The sequence below is a fragment of the Macromonas bipunctata genome (assembly GCF_002837135.1).
GTDB lineage: Bacteria > Pseudomonadota > Gammaproteobacteria > Burkholderiales > Burkholderiaceae_C > Macromonas_A > Macromonas_A bipunctata.
The window spans coordinates 1-18,345 of the sequence record NZ_NWBQ01000095.1; the positions used below are offsets into that span (position 1 = coordinate 1).

The 18,345-nt window shown below is 64.1% G+C and carries 16 protein-coding genes; 9 read left to right on the forward strand and 7 right to left on the reverse strand.

The genetic code is table 11. The features are described 5' to 3' along the window. Positions 1-197: 197 nt before the first annotated feature. Positions 198-3,590, forward strand: coding sequence for a response regulator (locus CON76_RS12130; RefSeq protein WP_276309006.1), 3,393 nt, complete (start codon positions 198-200; stop codon positions 3,588-3,590). A 29-nt stretch (positions 3,591-3,619) separates the two neighbouring features. Here the strand turns inward: CON76_RS12130 and dnaG are convergent, their stop codons facing one another. From dnaG to CON76_RS12145, 3 genes are all read right to left on the reverse strand, one after another. Then, positions 3,620-5,626: a DNA primase gene (gene dnaG / locus CON76_RS12135; RefSeq protein ID WP_101103659.1), complete on the reverse strand. Its 2,007-nt coding sequence runs from the start codon at positions 5,624-5,626 to the stop codon at positions 3,620-3,622. A gap of 15 nt (positions 5,627-5,641) precedes the next feature. Further along, positions 5,642-7,177, reverse strand: coding sequence for a GGDEF domain-containing protein (locus CON76_RS12140; protein ID WP_169929060.1), 1,536 nt, complete (start codon positions 7,175-7,177; stop codon positions 5,642-5,644). 79 nt (positions 7,178-7,256) lie between these two features. Next, the gene (locus CON76_RS12145; RefSeq protein WP_101103662.1) at positions 7,257-8,321 is read right to left on the reverse strand and encodes an extracellular solute-binding protein; all 1,065 of its coding nucleotides are present in this window, start codon (positions 8,319-8,321) and stop codon (positions 7,257-7,259) included. Positions 8,322-8,426: 105 nt separating this feature from the next. On the opposite strand from CON76_RS12145, the gene CON76_RS12150 reads away from it, so the two are divergent. Both CON76_RS12150 and CON76_RS12155 read left to right on the forward strand, forming a co-directional pair. After that, positions 8,427-9,392, forward strand: a complete 966-nt coding sequence (locus tag CON76_RS12150; RefSeq protein WP_101103664.1) for a patatin-like phospholipase family protein — start codon at positions 8,427-8,429, stop codon at positions 9,390-9,392. Positions 9,393-9,518: 126 nt separating this feature from the next. Then, positions 9,519-10,802: a putative Na+/H+ antiporter gene (locus CON76_RS12155; protein WP_205758239.1), complete on the forward strand. Its 1,284-nt coding sequence runs from the start codon at positions 9,519-9,521 to the stop codon at positions 10,800-10,802. Positions 10,803-10,869: 67 nt separating this feature from the next. Here the strand turns inward: CON76_RS12155 and CON76_RS12160 are convergent, their stop codons facing one another. The 4 genes from CON76_RS12160 to CON76_RS12175 all read right to left on the reverse strand — a co-directional run bounded on the left by CON76_RS12160 (position 10,870) and on the right by CON76_RS12175 (position 13,683). Continuing rightward, positions 10,870-12,024, reverse strand: a complete 1,155-nt coding sequence (locus CON76_RS12160; RefSeq protein ID WP_101103669.1) for a Wzz/FepE/Etk N-terminal domain-containing protein — start codon at positions 12,022-12,024, stop codon at positions 10,870-10,872. Between the two features lie 17 nt (positions 12,025-12,041). Then, positions 12,042-12,395, reverse strand: coding sequence for a polysaccharide biosynthesis/export family protein (locus tag CON76_RS12165; protein ID WP_101103671.1), 354 nt, complete (start codon positions 12,393-12,395; stop codon positions 12,042-12,044). A gap of 136 nt (positions 12,396-12,531) precedes the next feature. Further along, entirely contained in the window at positions 12,532-13,071 is a 540-nt protein-coding gene (nusG, locus tag CON76_RS12170) for a transcription termination/antitermination protein NusG (protein ID WP_101103673.1), read from the reverse strand. A 24-nt stretch (positions 13,072-13,095) separates the two neighbouring features. Further along, positions 13,096-13,683: a phasin family protein gene (locus CON76_RS12175; protein WP_101103682.1), complete on the reverse strand. Its 588-nt coding sequence runs from the start codon at positions 13,681-13,683 to the stop codon at positions 13,096-13,098. 101 nt (positions 13,684-13,784) lie between these two features. Between CON76_RS12175 and CON76_RS12180 the strand changes: the two genes are divergently transcribed. The 6 genes from CON76_RS12180 (at position 13,785) to CON76_RS12200 (ending at position 18,127) form a co-directional block, all read left to right on the forward strand. Beyond that, positions 13,785-14,774: a histone deacetylase family protein gene (locus tag CON76_RS12180; RefSeq protein ID WP_420812948.1), complete on the forward strand. Its 990-nt coding sequence runs from the start codon at positions 13,785-13,787 to the stop codon at positions 14,772-14,774. Positions 14,775-14,831: 57 nt separating this feature from the next. Continuing rightward, entirely contained in the window at positions 14,832-15,605 is a 774-nt protein-coding gene (locus CON76_RS12185; protein ID WP_101103675.1) for a nitroreductase, read from the forward strand. A 220-nt stretch (positions 15,606-15,825) separates the two neighbouring features. Next, positions 15,826-16,338, forward strand: a complete 513-nt coding sequence (locus CON76_RS12190) for a hypothetical protein (RefSeq protein ID WP_145995450.1) — start codon at positions 15,826-15,828, stop codon at positions 16,336-16,338. A gap of 30 nt (positions 16,339-16,368) precedes the next feature. After that, positions 16,369-16,671 (forward strand): hypothetical protein, encoded by a 303-nt coding sequence (locus tag CON76_RS12950; RefSeq protein ID WP_145995451.1) that lies wholly within the window; start codon positions 16,369-16,371, stop codon positions 16,669-16,671. 43 nt (positions 16,672-16,714) lie between these two features. Beyond that, complete coding sequence (locus tag CON76_RS12195; protein WP_101103678.1) at positions 16,715-17,557, forward strand: trypsin-like peptidase domain-containing protein; 843 nt, start codon at positions 16,715-16,717, stop codon at positions 17,555-17,557. A gap of 222 nt (positions 17,558-17,779) precedes the next feature. Further along, positions 17,780-18,127 carry an FKBP-type peptidyl-prolyl cis-trans isomerase gene (locus CON76_RS12200; RefSeq protein ID WP_101103680.1) on the forward strand — a complete coding sequence of 116 codons (348 nt, stop codon included), beginning with the start codon at positions 17,780-17,782 and terminating at the stop codon, positions 18,125-18,127. Positions 18,128-18,345 lie beyond the last annotated feature (218 nt).

Below are 18,345 nucleotides of genomic sequence, written 5' to 3' on the forward strand. Positions count from 1 at the left end.
TGCTGCCGCCATCGAAGCGGCCCTCGATCTTGCGTCGGCCCAGTCGGCCAAAATCAATCACGCCAACCTCATCGGCAGTTGTTTGCGGTGTACAGTTTGGTTTCGGCATTGCCCGTCCTCTCATCCAGATTCGATACCTCGATGTTCGGGCATTTCAAGGGCAATGTCGTCCTCATTTCTACGGGCTATGGTGAAATATCCGGGCTAGGACTGGCATCCCGGTGCGCTTCGAGGCCGTGCCCTTTGCCCAGGGCCAGGCGCGGGTGCGCGCGGGCGAGGCCGATGTGGTCGATCTCATCACCGTCACCGACGAGCGTCGGCAGTGGTTCGATTTCTCGGCGCCCTACCTGTCGCTGGACGTGTCGATCTACTACGACACCAGCATCAGCGGCATTGTCGATATTCCCAGCAGCAAGGGCTTCCTGATCGGGGTGCAGGAGGGCACGGCCACGGCCAGCAAGCTGCTGGCGGGTGGTTCGACCAACCTGCAGTACTACCGCGACTACGAGTCGCTGTTCGAGGCCGTGGCCAAGGGCGAATTGCGCGTGTTTGCCGCGCACCAGATGATGGCGGGCTACTACCTCAACCGCCAGGGTCAGGCCGAACGCTTTCACCATTCGCCGCCGCTGTTCACCCTGAGCGGACACTGGGCGGTGCGCAAGGGCGACACCGCGCTGCTGCAGCGCCTGGCCGAGGGCTTTGCCCGCATCACGCCCGCCGAGCGCCAGCAGATTTTTGACAAGTGGCTGGGCGTGCCGGTGGAGCAGCGCCGCCTGCCGCTGTACCTGCGCTACGCGGGCTGGGTGCTGCTGGGGCTGGGCCTGCTGGCCACCGTGCTGGTGGTGTGGAACCGCATGCTGCACGCGCGCGTGGCCCGCCAGACCCAGGCGCTGACGCTGGCACTGCGCGAGCGCGAGGCGGCGCAGGCCGCCACCCAGGCCGCCAAGGAGCACCTGGAGTCGATCTTCGAGGCCATTCCGGACCTGCTGGTGGAAATCGACGCCGACGGCAAGATCATCGACACCCATTCGGCGCGCCACACGCCGGTGGCCGCTTCGCCGCGCCAGATGGTGGGCCGCTACTACCAGGACCTGCTGCCGCCGGACGTGGCCCAGGTGGTGCGCGAGGGCCTGGCCGCCGCGCTGGCCAACGGCACCGACTACGTACGCCGCTACAGCCTGGTGGTGGCCGGGCAGCGGCACTGGTACGAGGCCTCGATTGCCTGCAGCGGGAGCCAGCAGCGCCCGCACTACGTGCTGCTGTCGCGCGACGTGACGCACACCGTGCAACTGGAGCGGGAACAGGAACGCTACAGCGAGCAGCTGGAAGAAGTGGTGCGCACCCGCACCGCCGAGCTGGCCAAGGCCAAGGAGGCCGCCGAGGCCGCCAGCCGCGCCAAGGCCGACTTCCTGGCCAACATGAGTCACGAGATCCGCACGCCCATGAACGCGGTGGTGGGCATGACGCACTTGGTGCTCAAGACCGACCTCACGCCGCGCCAGCTCGACTACGTGCGCAAGATCCAGACCTCCAGCCAGCACCTGCTGGGCGTGATCAACGACATCCTGGATTTCTCCAAGATCGAATCGGGTAAGCTCACGGTCGAGCACATCGAGTTCGAGCTGCAGCCCGTGATCGACCACGTGCTCAACCTGCTGGGCGAGCGCGCTGCGCTCAAGGGCCTGGAGCTGCTGCTGGAGGTGGCGCCCGACGTGCCCCAGCGCCTGCTGGGCGATCCGCTGCGCCTGGAGCAGGTGCTGCTCAACTACGCCAACAACGCCGTCAAGTTCACCGAGCGCGGCGAGATTGCGCTGCAGGTGCGCGTGGCCGAACGCAGTGCCAGCGAGGTGCTGCTGCACTTTGCGGTGCGCGACACCGGCATCGGCATCGACCCGGCGCAGCGCGACAAGCTGTTCCACAGCTTCGAGCAGGCCGACAGCTCCACCACCCGCAAGTACGGCGGCACCGGGCTGGGGCTGGCGATTGCCAAGCAGCTCGCTGAGCTCATGGGCGGCCAGGTCGGCCTGGAGAGCACGCCCGGCGTGGGCTCCACTTTCTGGTTCACGGCCCGCCTGGGCCTGACCGCCGTCAGCAACCCCCCATTGACCGTGCGCCCCGAATTGCGCGAGCGGCGCATGCTGGTGGTGGACGACAACACCACCGCGCGCATGGTGATGCAAGGGCTGCTCACGCGCATGGCCTTCAACGTGACGGCGGTGGACAGCGGCCAGGCCGCACTCGACGAGCTGCGCGCCGCCGAGGCCGCGGGCCAGCCCTACGCCGTGGTGTTCCTGGACTGGCTGATGCCGGGGCTCAATGGCAGCGAGACCGCGCGCCGCATTGCCGGGCTCGGGCTGGCACAGCGACCGCAGTGCGTGCTCGTCACCGGCCACGGCACCGAGGAGGTGGCGCAGCACTGGAACGGGGCCGACTTTGCCGACGTGGTGTTCAAGCCTGTCAGCGCCTCGCTGCTGTTCGACGCCATCGTGCGTGTGCTCAACGTGGGCGGCGACGCCTACCGCCTGGCCCCGCCCCCGCTGGATGCCGTGCCCGATACCCGCGCCCTGCACGGCGCCCGCGCCCTGCTGGTGGAGGACAACGACATCAACCAGGAAGTGGCCACCGCCTTCTTGCAGGACGCCGGGTTGCAGGTGGACGTGGCCCCCAACGGCGCTGTGGCGCTGGACATGGTGCAGCAGCGCCCCTACGACATCGTGCTGATGGACATGCAAATGCCCGTGATGGACGGCCTGACCGCCACGCGCCACATCCGCACGCTGGCGCAGCTGGCCGATCTGCCCATCGTGGCCATGACCGCCAACGCCATGGCGGGCGACAGCCAGCGTTGCATCGACGCGGGCATGAACGACTACATTGCCAAGCCGGTCGACCCCCAGCTGTTGCTGACCAAGCTGCTGCAGTGGGTGCGGCCCGGTGCGCGCCCGGCATCGCCTGCGGCCGCTGCGCCAGCGGTGCCACCAGAAGATGCGGCGCTGACCGCACCCTTGGCCGCCACCGCATCACCCGTGCTGGATCCCGCCGCTGGCCTGCGCCAGGTGCTGGGACGCGAGCCGCTGTACCACAATCTGCTGCGCAAGTTCCTGACCGGGCAGACCGACACCGCCGGGCAGCTGGCGCAGTGCGTGGCCGAGGCGCGCTGGAACGATGCCCGGCGCACCGCCCACACCCTCAAGGGCGTGGCCGCGCAGATTGGCGCCGCGCACTTGAGCGAGCTGGCGGCGCAGATCGAGCACGCCGTGGCCGCGCATGAGCCACCGGTGGCCACGCTGGCACCGCTGCAAGCGGCGCTGGCCACCGAGTTGCAGGCGGTGCTGCAGGCCGTGGCGGCCCACCTGCCGCCCGCCACCGAGCCACCTCCCGCCCCCGCGCTGGACGCCGACCAGTGGCGGCGCCTCAAGGCGCGCCTGGTGCAGCAGCTGCAGGACGACGACGCCGCCAGCGTGGAGCTGTTCGAGGCGCACGCCGACGAGCTGCGCGCGACTCTGGGCACGTACTACGCGCCCGTGGCCCAGGCCATCGCCGATTTTGACTTTGCCAGGGCGCTGGAGCACCTGCAGCAGGCAGATTGAACCACCCGGCGGTGCTGCCAGACCCGGTTTCAGGCCCGGGAGTCGGTGTCGCTGCGGGGGGCGGCTTGTTCCAGCGCACGCCGCTGCTGCAGCAGCTCGCGGTAGTGCTGCAGCGCGGCGGGGTCGTGTTCGGCCTGGGCGATGGCGGCGGTTTCCAGCGCCTTGAGGTGGTCGATGTGCTCGCGTCGCAGCAGCTCGCGCAGTTCCTGGCGCACCTCGTCGGCTTGCCCGCCTGGGCGGGTGGGCGCGTTGGCGCTGGCGTCGCTGTGCGGCGGTGGTGTCAGCAGGGTGCGGGCCCAGTCGGCAAACGGTTCGGCCTGCAGCGCGGCCAGCCGCGCCTCGGGGTCTTGCGGGCCGTGCTCGTGCCACTGGCGCTCCAGCCAGCTGAACAGCAGCCCGTGCGGCGCGGGCAACTGGCCCAGCAGCTGCTGGTCGTCGGCGCTGAGCCAGTCCCAGCCGTCGGCTGCCTCCAGCAGGATGCGCGCCAGCCGATCCTCGCGCCGCACGATGCCGCCGGGCGATGGGGCGCCGCCTGCACTGGCGCTGCTGCCGCTCTGGCGCGGGCGCCTGAATGGGCGGCGGGGGCTAGGGCTGAAATGGTCGCTGCCGCTGCTGGCCTCGGCGTCGTTGTGATCCAAGGGCGGCGGCTCGGCGCTGTAGGCGGTGCGCGCGGTGCTGCGGTGCTGGCCGTGCCCGCCGTGTCCATGTGCGCCAGCGGCGGCCTGCTGCTGCCACAGCTGCCCGAGTTCCTGTGCCTGCAGCCGCACCTGTTGCGCCAGCTCGGGCAGCAGCTGGCGCTTGAGCGCGCCGTCGGGCATGGCGTGCCACAGCGGCTGCGCCTGGCTGGCCAGGCGGGCGCGGCCTTCGGCGGTGGCCAGGTCGCAGTCGGTGGCGGCCACTTCCAGCAGGAAGCGGCTCAAGGGCGTGGCTTGCTGCACCAGCGTGGCAAAGGCGTCGGCGCCGTGCTGGCGGATGTAGCTGTCGGGGTCGTGCTCGGGCGGCAGGAACAAGAACTTGAGGCTGCGCGTGTCGCTGGCCCAGGGCAGGGCGGCTTCCAGCGCCTTGCGCGCGGCGCGCCTCCCGGCGGCATCGCCGTCAAAGCTGAACACCACGGCATCGGTGCAGCGCAGCAGCTTGCGCAAGTGGTCGGCGGTGCAGGCCGTGCCCAGCGTGGCCACCGCGTTGGCAAAGCCCAGTTGCGCCAGCGCCACCACGTCCATGTAGCCTTCGGTCACCAAGGCGTAGCCGCTGTGGCGGATGGCGTTGCGGGCCTCAAACAGGCCGTACAGCTCGTGCCCTTTGCTGAACACCGGCGTTTCGGGCGAGTTCAGGTACTTGGGTTCACCGTGGTCCAGCACCCGGCCACCAAAGCCGATGCACTCGCCCTTGAGGTTGCGGATCGGGAACATGATGCGGTCGCGGAAGCGGTCGTAGCGTTTGCCTTCGCCGCTGTGGCCTTCCGCCGCTTCGGGCGCAATCACCAGACCGGCCTCGGTCAGCAGCGGGCTCTGGTAGTCGGGCAGCGCGGTGGACAGAAAACGCCAGCCCTCGGGCGCGTAGCCCAGACCGAAGGTCTTGGCCACCTGGCCCGACAAGCCACGGCCCTTGAGGTAGGCAATCGCCCGCTGTGACTGGCGCAGCTGCTGCTGGTACGCCTTGGTGGCCTGTTCCAGCACGCCGGTCAAGGTTTGCTGGCGCTGGCGTTGTTCGGCTTCGCGGGCGCGCTCCTGGGGCGATTGCTCGTCCTGCGGCACCTGCAGCCCGGCCTGCTGCGCCAGGTCCTGCACCGCCTCCACAAAGCCCATGCCGGTGTGCTCCATCAAGAAGCCAATGGCATTGCCGTTCTTGCCACAGCCAAAGCAGTGGAAGAACTGCTTGACCGGGCTGACGCTGAACGAGGGCGACTTCTCGCCGTGGAACGGGCACAGGCCCATGAAGTTGGCGCCGCCTTTTTTCAGCGGCACGTAGCGGCCCACCACCTCGACGATGTCGGTGCGGGCCAGCAGCTCCTGCAGGAAAGACTGGGGAATGCTCATGTGCGCCGCCGCCTGCTAGATCGCCACGACCTGGTTCTTGCCGTTGTCCTTGGCCACGTACATGGCCTGGTCGGCGCGGTTGATGACGTTGCGCCCGGTCTCGCTGGGGTGCCACAGCGTCACGCCCGCGCTGAAGGTGATGAGGATGCGGTGCGTTCCCTGCAGGAACAGCTGCTTGGTCAGCTCGCGCTGCAGGTTGCGCAGGATGGCGACGCCTTCTTCCAGCGCGGTATCGGGCAGCACAATGACGAACTCCTCGCCGCCGTAGCGCGCCAGCGTGTCGGCCGGGCGCAGCGCGCGCTTGACGACCTGGGCCAGGTGCTGCAGCGCGGCGTCGCCGGTGTCGTGGCCGTGGCGGTCGTTGATGAGCTTGAAGTCGTCCAGGTCCAGCGCCGCCAGGCAGATCGGGCTCTGCAGCCGCTCGGCGCGGTTGAGCTCGCGCTGCACCACTTCTTCCAGCCCGCGCCGGTTCAGGGTGCCGGTCAGCAGGTCGTAGCGCGCCAGGCGGCTGGCCTCGTCGAGTTCCTGCTGCAGCCGCACCACCTCGGCCTCGGCGGCGTCGGTGCGCTGGCGCAGCTGCTGCAGCTCGTCGCTGATGCGCTGGGTGTCGAGCGCCATGCCGCGCGTGGCGTGCAGCGCGGCCTCCAGCACCGGGGCCATGTCGGCCATGTCGGTCACGTTCTCCAGCGCCTGCGCGCAGTGCTCCAGCGTGTCGCGGTAGTGGCCGTTGTGCTCGTTCATCTGTGCCAGGCGCTCCACAAAGGTGGCCAGTGTGGTCTTCATCTCGGCCTGGGCCTGGGCCATGCGCTCGCGCGTGTTGGCCTGCTTGTGGACTACGTCCTTGAACTGGCGCGTCAGCGCGTCGAGCTGGCGCACCGTCAGCGGCTGCTCGGCCGCTTGCACCAGCGCCTGCATGTGCGACACCAGCCAGGGCTGGTCGGGGCTGAGGGTGGCGATGTTGTCCCATACCAGGCGCAGCAGGCCCAGCAGCCCGCTCTTGACCAGGCGCTGCTCCTCGGCCGCAAACGAGAGCCGGAACGCAAAGTCGGCCAGCAGCTTGCGCAGCGCGGGCAGGTACTTGTCGCCCAGGCGCAGGTAGTCGGTGAGCTGCTCGGCCTTTTCCAGCAGCTTGGCGTCGTCGTTGCCCACGGCGGGCAGGGCAAATTCCACAATGCGCGCCATCTGCTCCAGCAGCTCGCGCGGCAGCACTTCCTCGTCGCGCGTCACGATGGCAGGGCCGCCGTTGCCCGCCGCGCCAGCCGCTGGCGCCTGCAGGTCCAGGTACGACACCAGCGCCTTGTGCAGGTCGCCCCAGTTGTGCATGCGGATGCCCGCGTCCAGCCGACGCTTGAGCTGCACCTGGCTGGGGGTGTGGCTGGGCAGGGCGTCCACCAGCTGGCGCCAGTTCTCCAGCGGAAACGGCTTGAGTGGCTTGGTGCCTGCGGTCTCGTGGTAGGCCGCCTGGAAATTGTCGGGGGTGGGGGGCAGGTTGCGTGCGGTCAGCAGTTTGACCGCGTCGCGGGCAATTTCATGGGGCGTACGTGCGGACATGGAAATGAAAAATGGCGGCCATGCAAAGGCCGCCATCTTATTGCAGGAAAACCTCTATGTTACCCGCCGTATCGCTGGGTCACTTGTAGCCCACGCGGTCGAGCATCTGCTGCACCTTGGTCAGGTTCTTGGCCACCACGCCCAGCGGGATGGTCTCGGGCTTGAAGCTGTCGCCGCCCATGGCGGTGATGGCCGGGTTGCTGACCTTCACGCCCTTGGCGGCCGGGAATTCATTGTTGCCGTTGGCAAAGTATTCCTGCGCAAACGGGCTGGCCAGGTATTCCATGAACTGCACGGCGTTGTCGCGGTGCTTGGCGTGCTTGGCCACGGCGGCGCCGGCAATGTTGACGTGGGTGCCACTGGTGCCCTGGTTCGGGAACACGACGCGCACCTTCTCGGCCACTGCGCGGTCGGCGGGCTTGTCGGACTTGAGCAGGCGCGCCAGGTAGTAGGTGTTGGTCAGCGCCACACCGCATTCGCCCGAGGCCACGGCCTTGATCTGGTCGGTGTCGCCGCCCTTGGGTGCGCGCGCCATGTTGTCCACCAGGCCCTTGAGCCAGGCTTCGCCCTTGGCGTCGCCCAGGCGCTCCACCACGGTGGCAAACAGTGACAAGTTGTAAGGGCTGGAACCGGAGCGGCTGCAGAAGAGTCCCTTGAGTTTGGGGTCGGCCAGCTGTTCGTAGGTGGCCACGTCGCTGGCCTTGACGCGCAGCGGGTCGTACACCACCACGCGGGCGCGGGTCGAGAAGCCCGTCCAGCTCACGCCGTCCTTGGTGGGCGTGGCGCGCAGGTTGGCCGGGATGGCGGCATCAAGCTTGGCCGACTGGATGGGCTGGAACAGGCCTTGGGCGTCGGCTTGCGCCATGCGGGCGGCATCGACCAGCAGGACCACGTCGGCGGGCGAGGCCACACCTTCGGCGCGCAAACGGGCCACAATCCCGGCGTCGTCCGAATCCACGCGGTTGATGGTGATGCCGGTGGTCTTGGTGAAGGCACTGTAGAGCGCCTCGTCGGTCTGGTAGTGGCGCGCGGAGTAGAGGTTGAGCACTTTTTCGGACGTCTGGGCGTGCGACGGGCTGGCGGCGGTGCCCAGCGTGGCCACGGCGGCCAGACAACGCAAGGCGGTGGAACGGTGCAGCGACATCAAGGATTCTCCTGTAAACGGTGGGGTCGGCGTCAACGGTGTGCCGGAAAGGCTGTGCTGGGATGGATACTATCATAAACACGAATCATTCTTATTGAGGAAACGATGCAACAACATGTAAATGCGGCCGGTGCGCCCAGCGCCTGGAGCCGGCGGGCCTGGTGCCTGGGGCTGGGCGTGGCGGCGCTGGAGCTGGCGGGCTGCGCCAGCACAGGGATTTTGGGCGGCGGCAATGTGCCCCCGCCGGTGGTGGCCCGCTTGCGGGCGCCACGCATCGGGCTGGCGCTGGGCGGTGGCGCCGCGCGTGGCTTTGCCCACGTCGGCGTGATCCAGGTGCTGGAGCAGCACGGCATCCGGCCCGACCTGGTGGTGGGCACTTCGGCCGGCAGCCTGGTGGCGGCGCTGTACGCCAGCGGCAAGAGCGCCACCGAGCTGGAGCAGACCGCGCTGCAGATGGAGGAAGCCGCCATCACCGACTGGATGCTGCCGCTGTTCAACCGGGGCGTGCTCAAGGGCGAGGCGCTGGCGCGCTACGTCAACCGCCAGGTGCAGAACAGGCCGCTGCAAAGCATGAAGCTGCCGCTGGGCATCGTCGCCACCGATCTGGCCAGCGGGCAGGGCGTGCTGTTCCGGCGTGGCGACACCGGCACCGCCGTGCGCGCGTCCAGCGCTGTGCCGGGCGTGTTCATGCCGGTTCCCATCAACGGGCGCGAGTACGTCGATGGCGGTTTGGTGGCCCCTGTGCCAGTGCAGCAGGCGCGCGAGATGGGCGCCGAGGTGGTGATCGCGGTCGATATCTCCAGCGCCCCCGAGGGCGAAAGCACCAGCGACGCGCTGCGCGTGATGCTGCAGACCTTCACCATCATGGGCCAGAGCATCAACCGTTACGCGCTGGCCGAGGCCGATGTGGTGGTGCGACCGGCGCTGGTGGGCGTGGGCAGTGCCGATTTCGGTGCGCGCCAGCGCTCCATCGTGGCCGGGCGCGAGGCCATGCAGGCCGCGCTGCCGCGTGTGCGCCAGCAGCTGCAGGCCAAACGCCAGCCCGAGACCGGCACCGCCCGCAACGGCTGAACAGCCCAACGCGCCCAAGCCGCCAGCGGCGCGTTACACTTCGCGCTGGGTGTCAAGCGCGTTCTGGCTTGGCAGGTTCATGCGCAGGTCGGGCCGCCGCGCGGTTTTTTTACGCCCTGCATTGCCATGAACTCTCCAACCCTGATCCAGATGGCGGGTGCTGTCCTGTTCGGACTGGCCGTCCTGCACACCTTCTCCACCAAATTCTTCGAGCAACTGGCCCACACCCGGCCCCGCCACGCCGGTATCTGGCACCTGCTGGGCGAGGTGGAGGTGGTGTTTGGCTTCTGGGCCATGGTGCTGGTGCTGTTCATGTTTGGCGTCAGCGGCCAGGCCGAGGCCGTGGCCTACCTGGAGTCGCGCAACTTCACCGAGCCGCTGTTCGTGTTTGCCATCATGGTGGTGGCGGGTACGCGGCCCATTTTGCAGTTTGCGGGTGACGGTGTGCGCACCCTGGCCCGCTACATGCCCATGCCCACCGGCATGGCGCTGTACTTCCTACTGCTGGCGTTCGTGCCGCTGCTGGGTTCCTTCATCACCGAACCCGCCGCCATGACGCTGGCCGCGCTGATGCTGCGCGACACCCTGTTTGCGCGCGAGGTGTCGGATCGCCTCAAGTACGCCACGCTGGGCGTGCTGTTTGTCAACATCTCGATCGGCGGCACGCTGACCCCCTTTGCCGCGCCGCCGGTGCTGATGGTGGCCGCCAAGTGGAACTGGGACATCTGGTTCATGGTCGCCACCTTTGGCTGGAAGGCCTCGGTGGCGGTGGCTTTCAACGCGGCGGTGGCCACGTGGCTGTTCCGCCGGGAGCTGGGCCATGTGGCCCAGGTGACCGCCCCTGCCGACGCGCAGGACGGTCGGCCCGCTGCTGCGCCGGTGCCTTGGACGGTGGTGGCCATCCACCTGCTGTTCCTGGTGCTGGTGGTGGTGTTTGCGCACCACCCGGTGGTGTTCCTGGGGTTGTTCCTGTTCTTCCTGGGCTTCACCACCGCTTACCAGCGGCACCAGAACCCGCTGATCCTGCGCGAGGCGCTGCTGGTGGCGTTCTTTTTGTCGGGCCTGGTGGTGTTGGGCGGGCTGCAGCAGTGGTGGCTGGAGCCGGTGCTGATGGGCATGGACGCCAACACCGTGTTCTTCGGTGCCACCGCGCTCACCGCCATCACCGACAACGCCGCGCTGACCTATTTGGGTTCGCTGGTGGAGGGCCTCAGCCCCGACTTCAAGACCGCGCTGGTGGCCGGTGCCGTCACCGGCGGTGGCCTGACCCTGATTGCCAACGCCCCCAACCCGGCGGGCGCCTCCATCCTGAAGGATAAGTTCTCCGACGGCGCCATCCAGCCGCTGGGCCTGCTGCTGGCGGCATTGCCGCCCACCTTTGTGGCGGTGCTGGCGTTCCGGGTGTTGTAAAAAAAGCCCCGCACAGGGCGGGGCACATAGGCAGGCAACATTCTCAACAGTTGCCTGTCTTTGTAGTTTATGTTGTTTTGCGCCCGATCAAGCTGTGTTTGATGGACTGCAGCTTGGCAGCGGTTTCCGGATCGTTGGAGCCGTTACGGATGCCTTGACGCACAAAGACAAACAGCAGCAAGGCAAAGTCTGAACCCAGCGTGGCCAGGACGGCAATCAGGGCTTTCTTGGGCTTGCTCTTGCGTTCCGGGGGCTGGGCGGCATCAACGATCTGGATCACCGCGCCTTCACGGCTTTCGTCTACCTTGGCAATCTCGTACTGTTTGGCAAACAGCTCGAACAGGCTTTCCTGGTACTTGAATTCGCGGTAGCGGCCCACGTAATCGTCCGAGGTGCCTGTGGACGTATCGTCCTGGGCGGCCTTGCTCAGCTGGCTGCGCAGGGCCGACAGTTCCAGCATCGCTTGCTTGAACTCAGGAGCGGCCTCGGTCAGGTAGCCGCGCATGCTGGCCACTTTGACCTCTTGCGCCGTCACGGCCGCCTGCAACTTGGCCACGCCTTCCAGGGCTGCCTGCGGGCTGGACTTGAGGGTGTTACCGCTGACACCGGTGGCCTTGAGAGCGCGTTCAGCAGCTATCAATTTGGCCTGGGTCTTTTGCAGCTGTTTCTCAAAGAACACCCGGCGCTGCTGCGCTTCCGTGACCGCCAGGCGGCCGAGCAGGGTGGTCAATTCCTGCACGTAGGCGTTGGCCACTTCAGCGGCAAAGGCGGGATCCTTGTCGTCGAAGTCCACCGTAATCAGACCGTCCTTGCCGCTGCTGATACGGCTTCGGCTTTCCAGTGTTTTACGCGCGTCTTCCTTGAATTCCGCCTCGTAGCGTTCCATGAGCTTGAAACGGTCGATCAGCGCGTCCTCGACCGCACGGCTTTGCAGGAACGCCACAAACTGGTCGTTGGGGTTTTTCAGCCCGGTGGCCGCACCCGCCAGGCCACCCAGCGCGCCCACGCTTTGCAGCATGGAAGCCGCCGCGCTTTGCTGTTGCTGCGGTGGCAAAAACTGGGTGCTGGCGGTAAAAGTAGGCGGAATCAGGAAGCTTGCCCCCAGCGCCACCAGCCCCACCACCAGCGGGCCCAGGATGAGCAGGCGGATGTTCTCCGCCACGGTCTGCAGCAAGTCCAGCAGGCTGATTTCGTCGTCGTCAACGGTGTGTTGTTCGGTCATGTCAGACGCTACTGGATTTAGTTGATATTGTTAATGGTCTTGAGTGCGGCAGCGCCCAAGCCAAACTGGTAGAGGATGCTGGTCCAGTCCTTGGCGCCTTCGACAAAGCGGCTGTAGCCACTGCGGCGGTCGACTTTTTCCGGCACAAAGATGGTGTCGCCCGGGAACACGGCCTGGCTTTGCAGGCCCGAACCCATGCCCCACAGGGTGCGCGCGTTGCTGCGCGCGGCGGATTCGACGCTGCCGTTGGCGCGGATGATCATCAGGCCATCCAGATCGGCGTCGCGCGTGATGCCGGCGCGGTCCAGGTAGTCGCCCACGGTATCGCTGGCGCGGTGCATGAACGCGGTTTCGGCCAGCACCGCCCCCATGACGCCCACAAAATCGGGCGAACTGGGGATCTGGATGCGGTCACCGCCCTCTAGTAGCCAGGGTCGTCAGGGCCAGCAGGGTGGCGCGTTTAAATTGTTTCATGAAAAAACTCCTTTGAGGGGTTGGACAGAAAATTCACGCAGCGGTCACTGCGGAATAGGGAAAGGCCAGGGTATGTTCCTTGCCCATGATTTCCAGCAGCACAAGTATACGGTTACTGGCGGCCATTTTGACCAAACCTTGCAATTGTGTAAATGGCCCTTGTGTAATATGCACCAACGTGCCAGGTTGCAGCCCCGCCAGTTCGGCCACGTCGGTCTGGTGCTGTTGCTCCAGCCATTGGGCGATCTGACAGAGTCTGGTGTGGGTGAGGCGGGCAGGCTCGTGACCGAAGGCCACCAGCTTGCTCACGCCGGTGGTGGACTTGATGGGCGCGATCGACTGCTGCGCTGAGCTGGGACGGGCAAAGACGTAGCGGGGAAACAGGGTCTCAAACTTGAATGGGGTCTCTTGGCGGGCCTTGCCCACCACCTTGAGGGTGGGGCACCACGCTTCGTAGTTTTGCCGCAACAGGTGTTCCACCACCAGTGCCTCTGAGCGTGGCTTGGTATAGACCAGGTACCACGGCGCTTGCAGCTCGCTTTGCAGCACTTGGTCAGTGTCGTATGAAATCAAGCAAACTCCGTTGTGTGGTGGATCTCAGCCCTTCTTGGTCACGCTGCTGGCGGTGTTTTGGGCGGCGGCCAGGGCGGCGTGGGTGGTCTGTTGGGCCGATTCGAGGGCGGTGTTGGTCAGCTTGTGCTGGTTGGTCTCGGTCACTTCCGACGCTTTCTTGACCGCTTGCTGCACCGAGGCCATGGCGCTGGCTGCGGTGTTGATGGCGTTGCGCATCACGCCCACCGCCGTTTCGCTGCCCGCCGGGGCGTTGCGCGACACGTTGTCCACCAGCGCCATGAAGCGGCCCTGGAAGTCGGCGGTCTGATCCTCGGTGGCCTTGGCAAATTCGGCGCCGGTGCTGGAGGCGATCTCGTACAGCTGACGGCTGTAGGCGGTGGCCTTCTCGGCCAGCGGCTGCATCAGCGAGGCCTGCAGGGCCAGCAGCTCCTGCGCGTCCTTGACGCTGAGCAGCGACTGCGCGTTGGCGGCCGATTCGGCCAGCGCGGCGCGGCCAGCCTGCAGGTTGAGCTCCACCAGCTTCTCGATGCCTTCAAACGCCTTCTGGGTCAGACCGAACAGGGTTTCGAGGTTGGCTTTTTGCGCGGCGATGATTTGGTCGGTGGTCAGCATGGCGTGTTGCTCCTGTTCGGTCATGGTGTCAGGGTTGAAAGTGAGGATCAAGGCGGTGCTGCAGTGTAGCATGCTTTTTGATTATAGGCAAGGGCCGCAAAATGCCCAAATCGACCACAATATCGGGCGTGAAAGCCTACTACGCCGACCATTTTGTGCTGCCCCTGCCCGAAGGGCACCGTTTCCCGATGTCCAAGTACGCGCTGCTGCGCCAGCGCCTGCAGGCCGAGCTGCCCGGCATAAATTTGCACGAGGCCCTGCCCGCCAGCGACGGCGAGCTGGCGCTGGTACACGCGCCGGCCTACATCCAGGCGGTGCAGCACGGTGGCCTGACGCCACAGCAGCAGCGCGAGATCGGTTTTCCGTGGAGCCCGGCGATGGCCGAACGCGCGCGCCGCTCGGTGGGCGCCACGCTGCAGGCGTGCCGCTCCGCGCTGTGGGCGGGCGAGGGCGTGGCCGCCAACCTGGCTGGGGGCACTCACCACGCCTACGCCGACCAGGGCAGCGGCTTTTGCGTCTTCAACGACGTGGCGGTGGCCGCGCGCCTGATGCAGACCGAATGGGCGCGCCAGCAGGCCCGGCGCGGGCAGCGCCACGGCCCTGGCCTGCCGGTTGCGGTGGTGGATGTGGATGTACACCAGGGCAACGGCACCGCGCACATCTTCCGCAACGACCCGAGCGTGTTCACGCTGTCGCTGCACGGGGCGCGCAACTTCCCGTTCCACAAAGAGGCCAGCGACGTGGACATTGAGCTGCCCGACGGCTGCACCGATGGCCCGTATTTGGAAGCCCTGCGCCACGCGCTGGACGAGCTGGAGCAACGCTGCCAGCCGGGGCTGATCCTGTACCTGGCCGGGGCCGACCCGCACAAAGGCGACCGGCTGGGCCGCCTGCACATCAGCACCGACGGCATGGAAGCGCGCGACCGCTGTGTGCTGGACTGGGCCTGGCAGCGGCGCATTCCGCTGGCCATGTGCATGGGCGGCGGCTATGGCCACGACATGGCCACCACCGTGGCGGTGCAAGTCAACACCTACCGCGTGGCGTGGGAGTACTGGCGGCGCTGGCACAATGGTGCTGGCCGCATCTGAGCCGTATGGCGGCGGCCTCCACCCGAACCACATCCTGCCCCAGGAGACCCCCGCACCATGCCCGATTCCGCCGCTTTTGTTGCTCCCGATGCCACCCCCGCGCCCACGCTCGACGCCTTGCAGCGCCCGCAGGTGACCGACCCCGCCAGTGTCGATGCCGCCCTGCTGGGCCGCCGCTCGGTGCGCGCCTTCTTGCCGCAGCCGGTGCCGCGCGGGTTGCTGACCCATGTGCTGGAGTTGGCCAGCAGCGCACCGTCGGGCACCAACACCCAGCCGTGGCGGGTGTACGTGCTGCAAGGGACCAGCCGCGACGCGCTGGTGCAGCGTGTGTGCGCGCTGGAAGACGACATCCGCGCCAACCCGGAATTGGCGCACAACTTCCCGGAGCCCTATGATTACTACCCCGCACAGTGGGTCAGCCCCTACATCGACCGCCGCCGCGCCAACGGCTGGGGCCTCTACGGTTTGTTGGGCATCACCAAGGGCGACAAGGATGCCATGTACGCGCAGCAGCTGCGCAACTTTCAGTTCTTTGGCGCGCCGGTGGGCCTGATGGTCACCATCGACAAGGTGATGGGCCGTGGCTCGCTGCTGGATTGCGGCATGTTTTTGCAAAACCTGATGGTGGCGGCGCGCGCGCACGGCTTGGACACCTGTGCCCAAGCGGCTTGGAACCGTTACGCCCAGGTGGTGCTGCCGCACGTGGGCGCGGGCGACAACGAGATGTTGGTGTGCGGTATGTCGCTGGGTTACGCCGACCCGGCGCAAGTGGTCAACACCTTCCAGACCCCGCGTGAGCCGGTGGCTGCTTTCACCCACTGGCTGGATTGATGGTATTTTGAATGTGATTTTCTGATTGTTGTGTAGAATCGAAAAAAGCATGGGTTGTAGTCACCGAAAGGGGTGTAGCAGCCCGTTGGTTATCAAACCAAAAGGGTGTACAGCACATACTTTTTCCAAAATATGTTTGTGTTATACACCTGATTTTTAAATGGATATGCACCGTTTTCGGTGTTTACTGTACGTTAGGTGTCACAACAGAGGGAATGCCATGCCAAGAATATCAATACAAAGCAATGTCGCTTATCTACTTGCACTTATGGTCTTGTCGCCGATCGCCATCGCTGACATTAGGAGCGCCACCGGTAAGCCACTCCTGGACTTTTATACGGTTTATGGCGCTATCGACTCCGTGAGAATCATCAACGAACTGTGCAACACGAAGTTTCCGCGATACAAAAAGCAGAATGACCACGCCTATAGTCTATGGCGGTCAAGAAACAAGGAGTTCATTTACAAGGTTGAGCAATATAACCATGCAATCGTGACGAAAACCTCAAAAGGAAATGAGGCTTCATATCAAAAGCAAATGCTTGAGACCGCACAAACATATGAACGGAACAAGGCAGCCATGCACAAGATGTTTTCCGATTACGGCGAAACAACATACCACGCCACATGTTCAGCCTATCGAGAATACACAGAATCTGAAAAAGCTGATTTTCCGAATTACTACAAAGAGCACATGCAAGTATTTGAGAACTATTGGCGCAACAAAAAATAAGGAGCGATCATGTCAGCTTTCATGGTCACCATGCTGCAAGCCATCACAATCGGAATTGGTTTGGCGATAGGCTATTTTTTCAACAAATCCAGTTTGAAACTTTGGCGAGTGTTTGTCGGATTCTTGGTCGGTTTTGTTGTCAGTTGGGTTGCGGGTGTAATACTTTGGGCATTCGTGTTCATGTCAAGCAATCCGAATGCTGCAATAGTGGCCGGAATGCCAAAATCATTTCTATTTGCCATTGTTGGTGGTTGCATGGGCGTTTATTTTGGTAGGCGCAAGGCGAAACTTCAAACACCTAACCCGGCAGTCCACACGGACGCTGCGCGATAAAGCCGCGCAGCGCCGGTGACTTCTACGTTAGGTGCCACATTTCATGAAAGTTGAATCGCTTGCAGAGAATCTTTTTTTCACAACTGTACGCATAGATACAGTTGCACCAAATGGAAATACAGGGTCTGGCACTGGTTTTTTGTGTGTTCATAAAATCAGCGAAGACAGACATGCTGCATTTGTCGTTACTAACAAGCACGTTGTTAATGGAGCAATTAAAGGCTGGCTGACGTTCCAACAAAGAAAGGATGATCAACCTAATCTTGGCTCCGGTTTCAAATTAGAAATTAATGACTGGCAGAATTCTTGGTACGGCCACACATTACCTGACATAGACATAGCTATCACACCTTTCCTCCCTCTAGAGGCCCATATAAAAGAACAATACAAGGTTGACTTGTTCTATCGATACATACCCACGGACTCGATTCCAACCGCCGAACAAATCCAACAGCTTGACGCTATCGAGTCTGTCACCTTCATTGGATACCCAAATGGAATATGGGACAGCAAAAATCTTTTACCAGTTGCAAGGCGGGGAACTACGGCGAGTCCAATAGCTATCGACTTTGAAAACACGCCACGGTTTATTATTGATGCATCTGTGTTTGGTGGCTCAAGTGGAAGCCCTGTATTCATTCTCAACCAGGGTATCTACTCAGACAAACAGGGAAACTCTACTGTGGGATCGCGAGTCCTTTTTGTTGGAGTCGTTGCCGCAGTATTTTACAGAACCAGCCTAAATGAAATAATTGCAGTGCCTATTCCAACTCAAACACGACCAATGGCCGAACAGAAGGAAATGATCGATTTGGGAATAGTATTCAAAGCAAGAACAGTAGTGGAAACAATTGAGAGTTTCATTAAAGTGCATGGTGTCACCTAACAAATGGTTCAAATCGTTCGCTTTGCTCACTGGGACGGGCTAAAGCCCGCCCCTTAACCAAACGTTAGGCACCTTATTTATGAACAAATTTCATGTTCTTGCCCCTTGTGTGGTTGCTTGACTGGAGTCTCTCCTTCTGGGTTAGAGGGTGTATGCCGTACCATTCGCATCCCGCGTCTGTTTGACGTGGTATCTTTTTTTGACAGGAAACACTCCATGACGATGACCACCACCCCTTCCGGGTTGCAATACGAAGACACCATTCCCGGCACGGGCGCTGTGGCCCAAGCTGGGCAGCACGTGTCGGTGCATTACACCGGTTGGCTCTACAACAACGGTGCCGCTGGTGCCAAGTTCGATTCCAGCAAAGACCGTGGCCAACCGTTCCAGTTTCCGCTGGGTGCGGGCCACGTTATCAAGGGTTGGGACGAAGGTGTGCAAGGCATGGCCGTGGGCGGCACGCGCCGTTTGGTGATTCCGGCCAACTTGGGCTACGGTGCCCGGGGTGCCGGTGGTGTGATTCCGCCCAACGCCACGCTGCTGTTTGAAGTGGAACTGCTGGCCGTGTAATTGTGCAGGCCTAGCCCGGATATTTCACCATAGCCCGTAGAAATGAGGACGACATTGCCCTTGAAATGCCCGAACATCGAGGTATCGAATCTGGATGAGAGGACGGGCAATGCCGAAACCAAACTGTACACCGCAAACAACTGCCGATGAGGTTGGCGTGATTGATTTTGGCCGACTGGGCCGACGCAAGATCGAGGGCCGCTTCGATGGCGGCAGCA

Coding starts and splice junctions, on each gene's coding strand:
- dnaG (WP_101103659.1), bottom strand. CDS start 5,626: ATGAGCATTCCCCAGTCTTTCCTGCAGGAGCTGCTGGCCCGCACCGAC.
- CON76_RS12140 (WP_169929060.1), bottom strand. CDS start 7,177: ATGTCCGCACGTACGCCCCATGAAATTGCCCGCGACGCGGTCAAACTG.
- CON76_RS12145 (WP_101103662.1), bottom strand. CDS start 8,321: ATGTCGCTGCACCGTTCCACCGCCTTGCGTTGTCTGGCCGCCGTGGCC.
- CON76_RS12150 (WP_101103664.1), top strand. CDS start 8,427: ATGCAACAACATGTAAATGCGGCCGGTGCGCCCAGCGCCTGGAGCCGG.
- CON76_RS12155 (WP_205758239.1), top strand. CDS start 9,519: ATGAACTCTCCAACCCTGATCCAGATGGCGGGTGCTGTCCTGTTCGGA.
- CON76_RS12160 (WP_101103669.1), bottom strand. CDS start 12,024: ATGACCGAACAACACACCGTTGACGACGACGAAATCAGCCTGCTGGAC.
- CON76_RS12165 (WP_101103671.1), bottom strand. CDS start 12,395: ATGGGGGCGGTGCTGGCCGAAACCGCGTTCATGCACCGCGCCAGCGAT.
- CON76_RS12175 (WP_101103682.1), bottom strand. CDS start 13,683: ATGCTGACCACCGACCAAATCATCGCCGCGCAAAAAGCCAACCTCGAA.
- CON76_RS12180 (WP_420812948.1), top strand. CDS start 13,785: ATGCCCAAATCGACCACAATATCGGGCGTGAAAGCCTACTACGCCGAC.
- CON76_RS12185 (WP_101103675.1), top strand. CDS start 14,832: ATGCCCGATTCCGCCGCTTTTGTTGCTCCCGATGCCACCCCCGCGCCC.
- CON76_RS12190 (WP_145995450.1), top strand. CDS start 15,826: ATGCCAAGAATATCAATACAAAGCAATGTCGCTTATCTACTTGCACTT.
- CON76_RS12950 (WP_145995451.1), top strand. CDS start 16,369: ATGCTGCAAGCCATCACAATCGGAATTGGTTTGGCGATAGGCTATTTT.
- CON76_RS12195 (WP_101103678.1), top strand. CDS start 16,715: ATGAAAGTTGAATCGCTTGCAGAGAATCTTTTTTTCACAACTGTACGC.
- CON76_RS12200 (WP_101103680.1), top strand. CDS start 17,780: ATGACCACCACCCCTTCCGGGTTGCAATACGAAGACACCATTCCCGGC.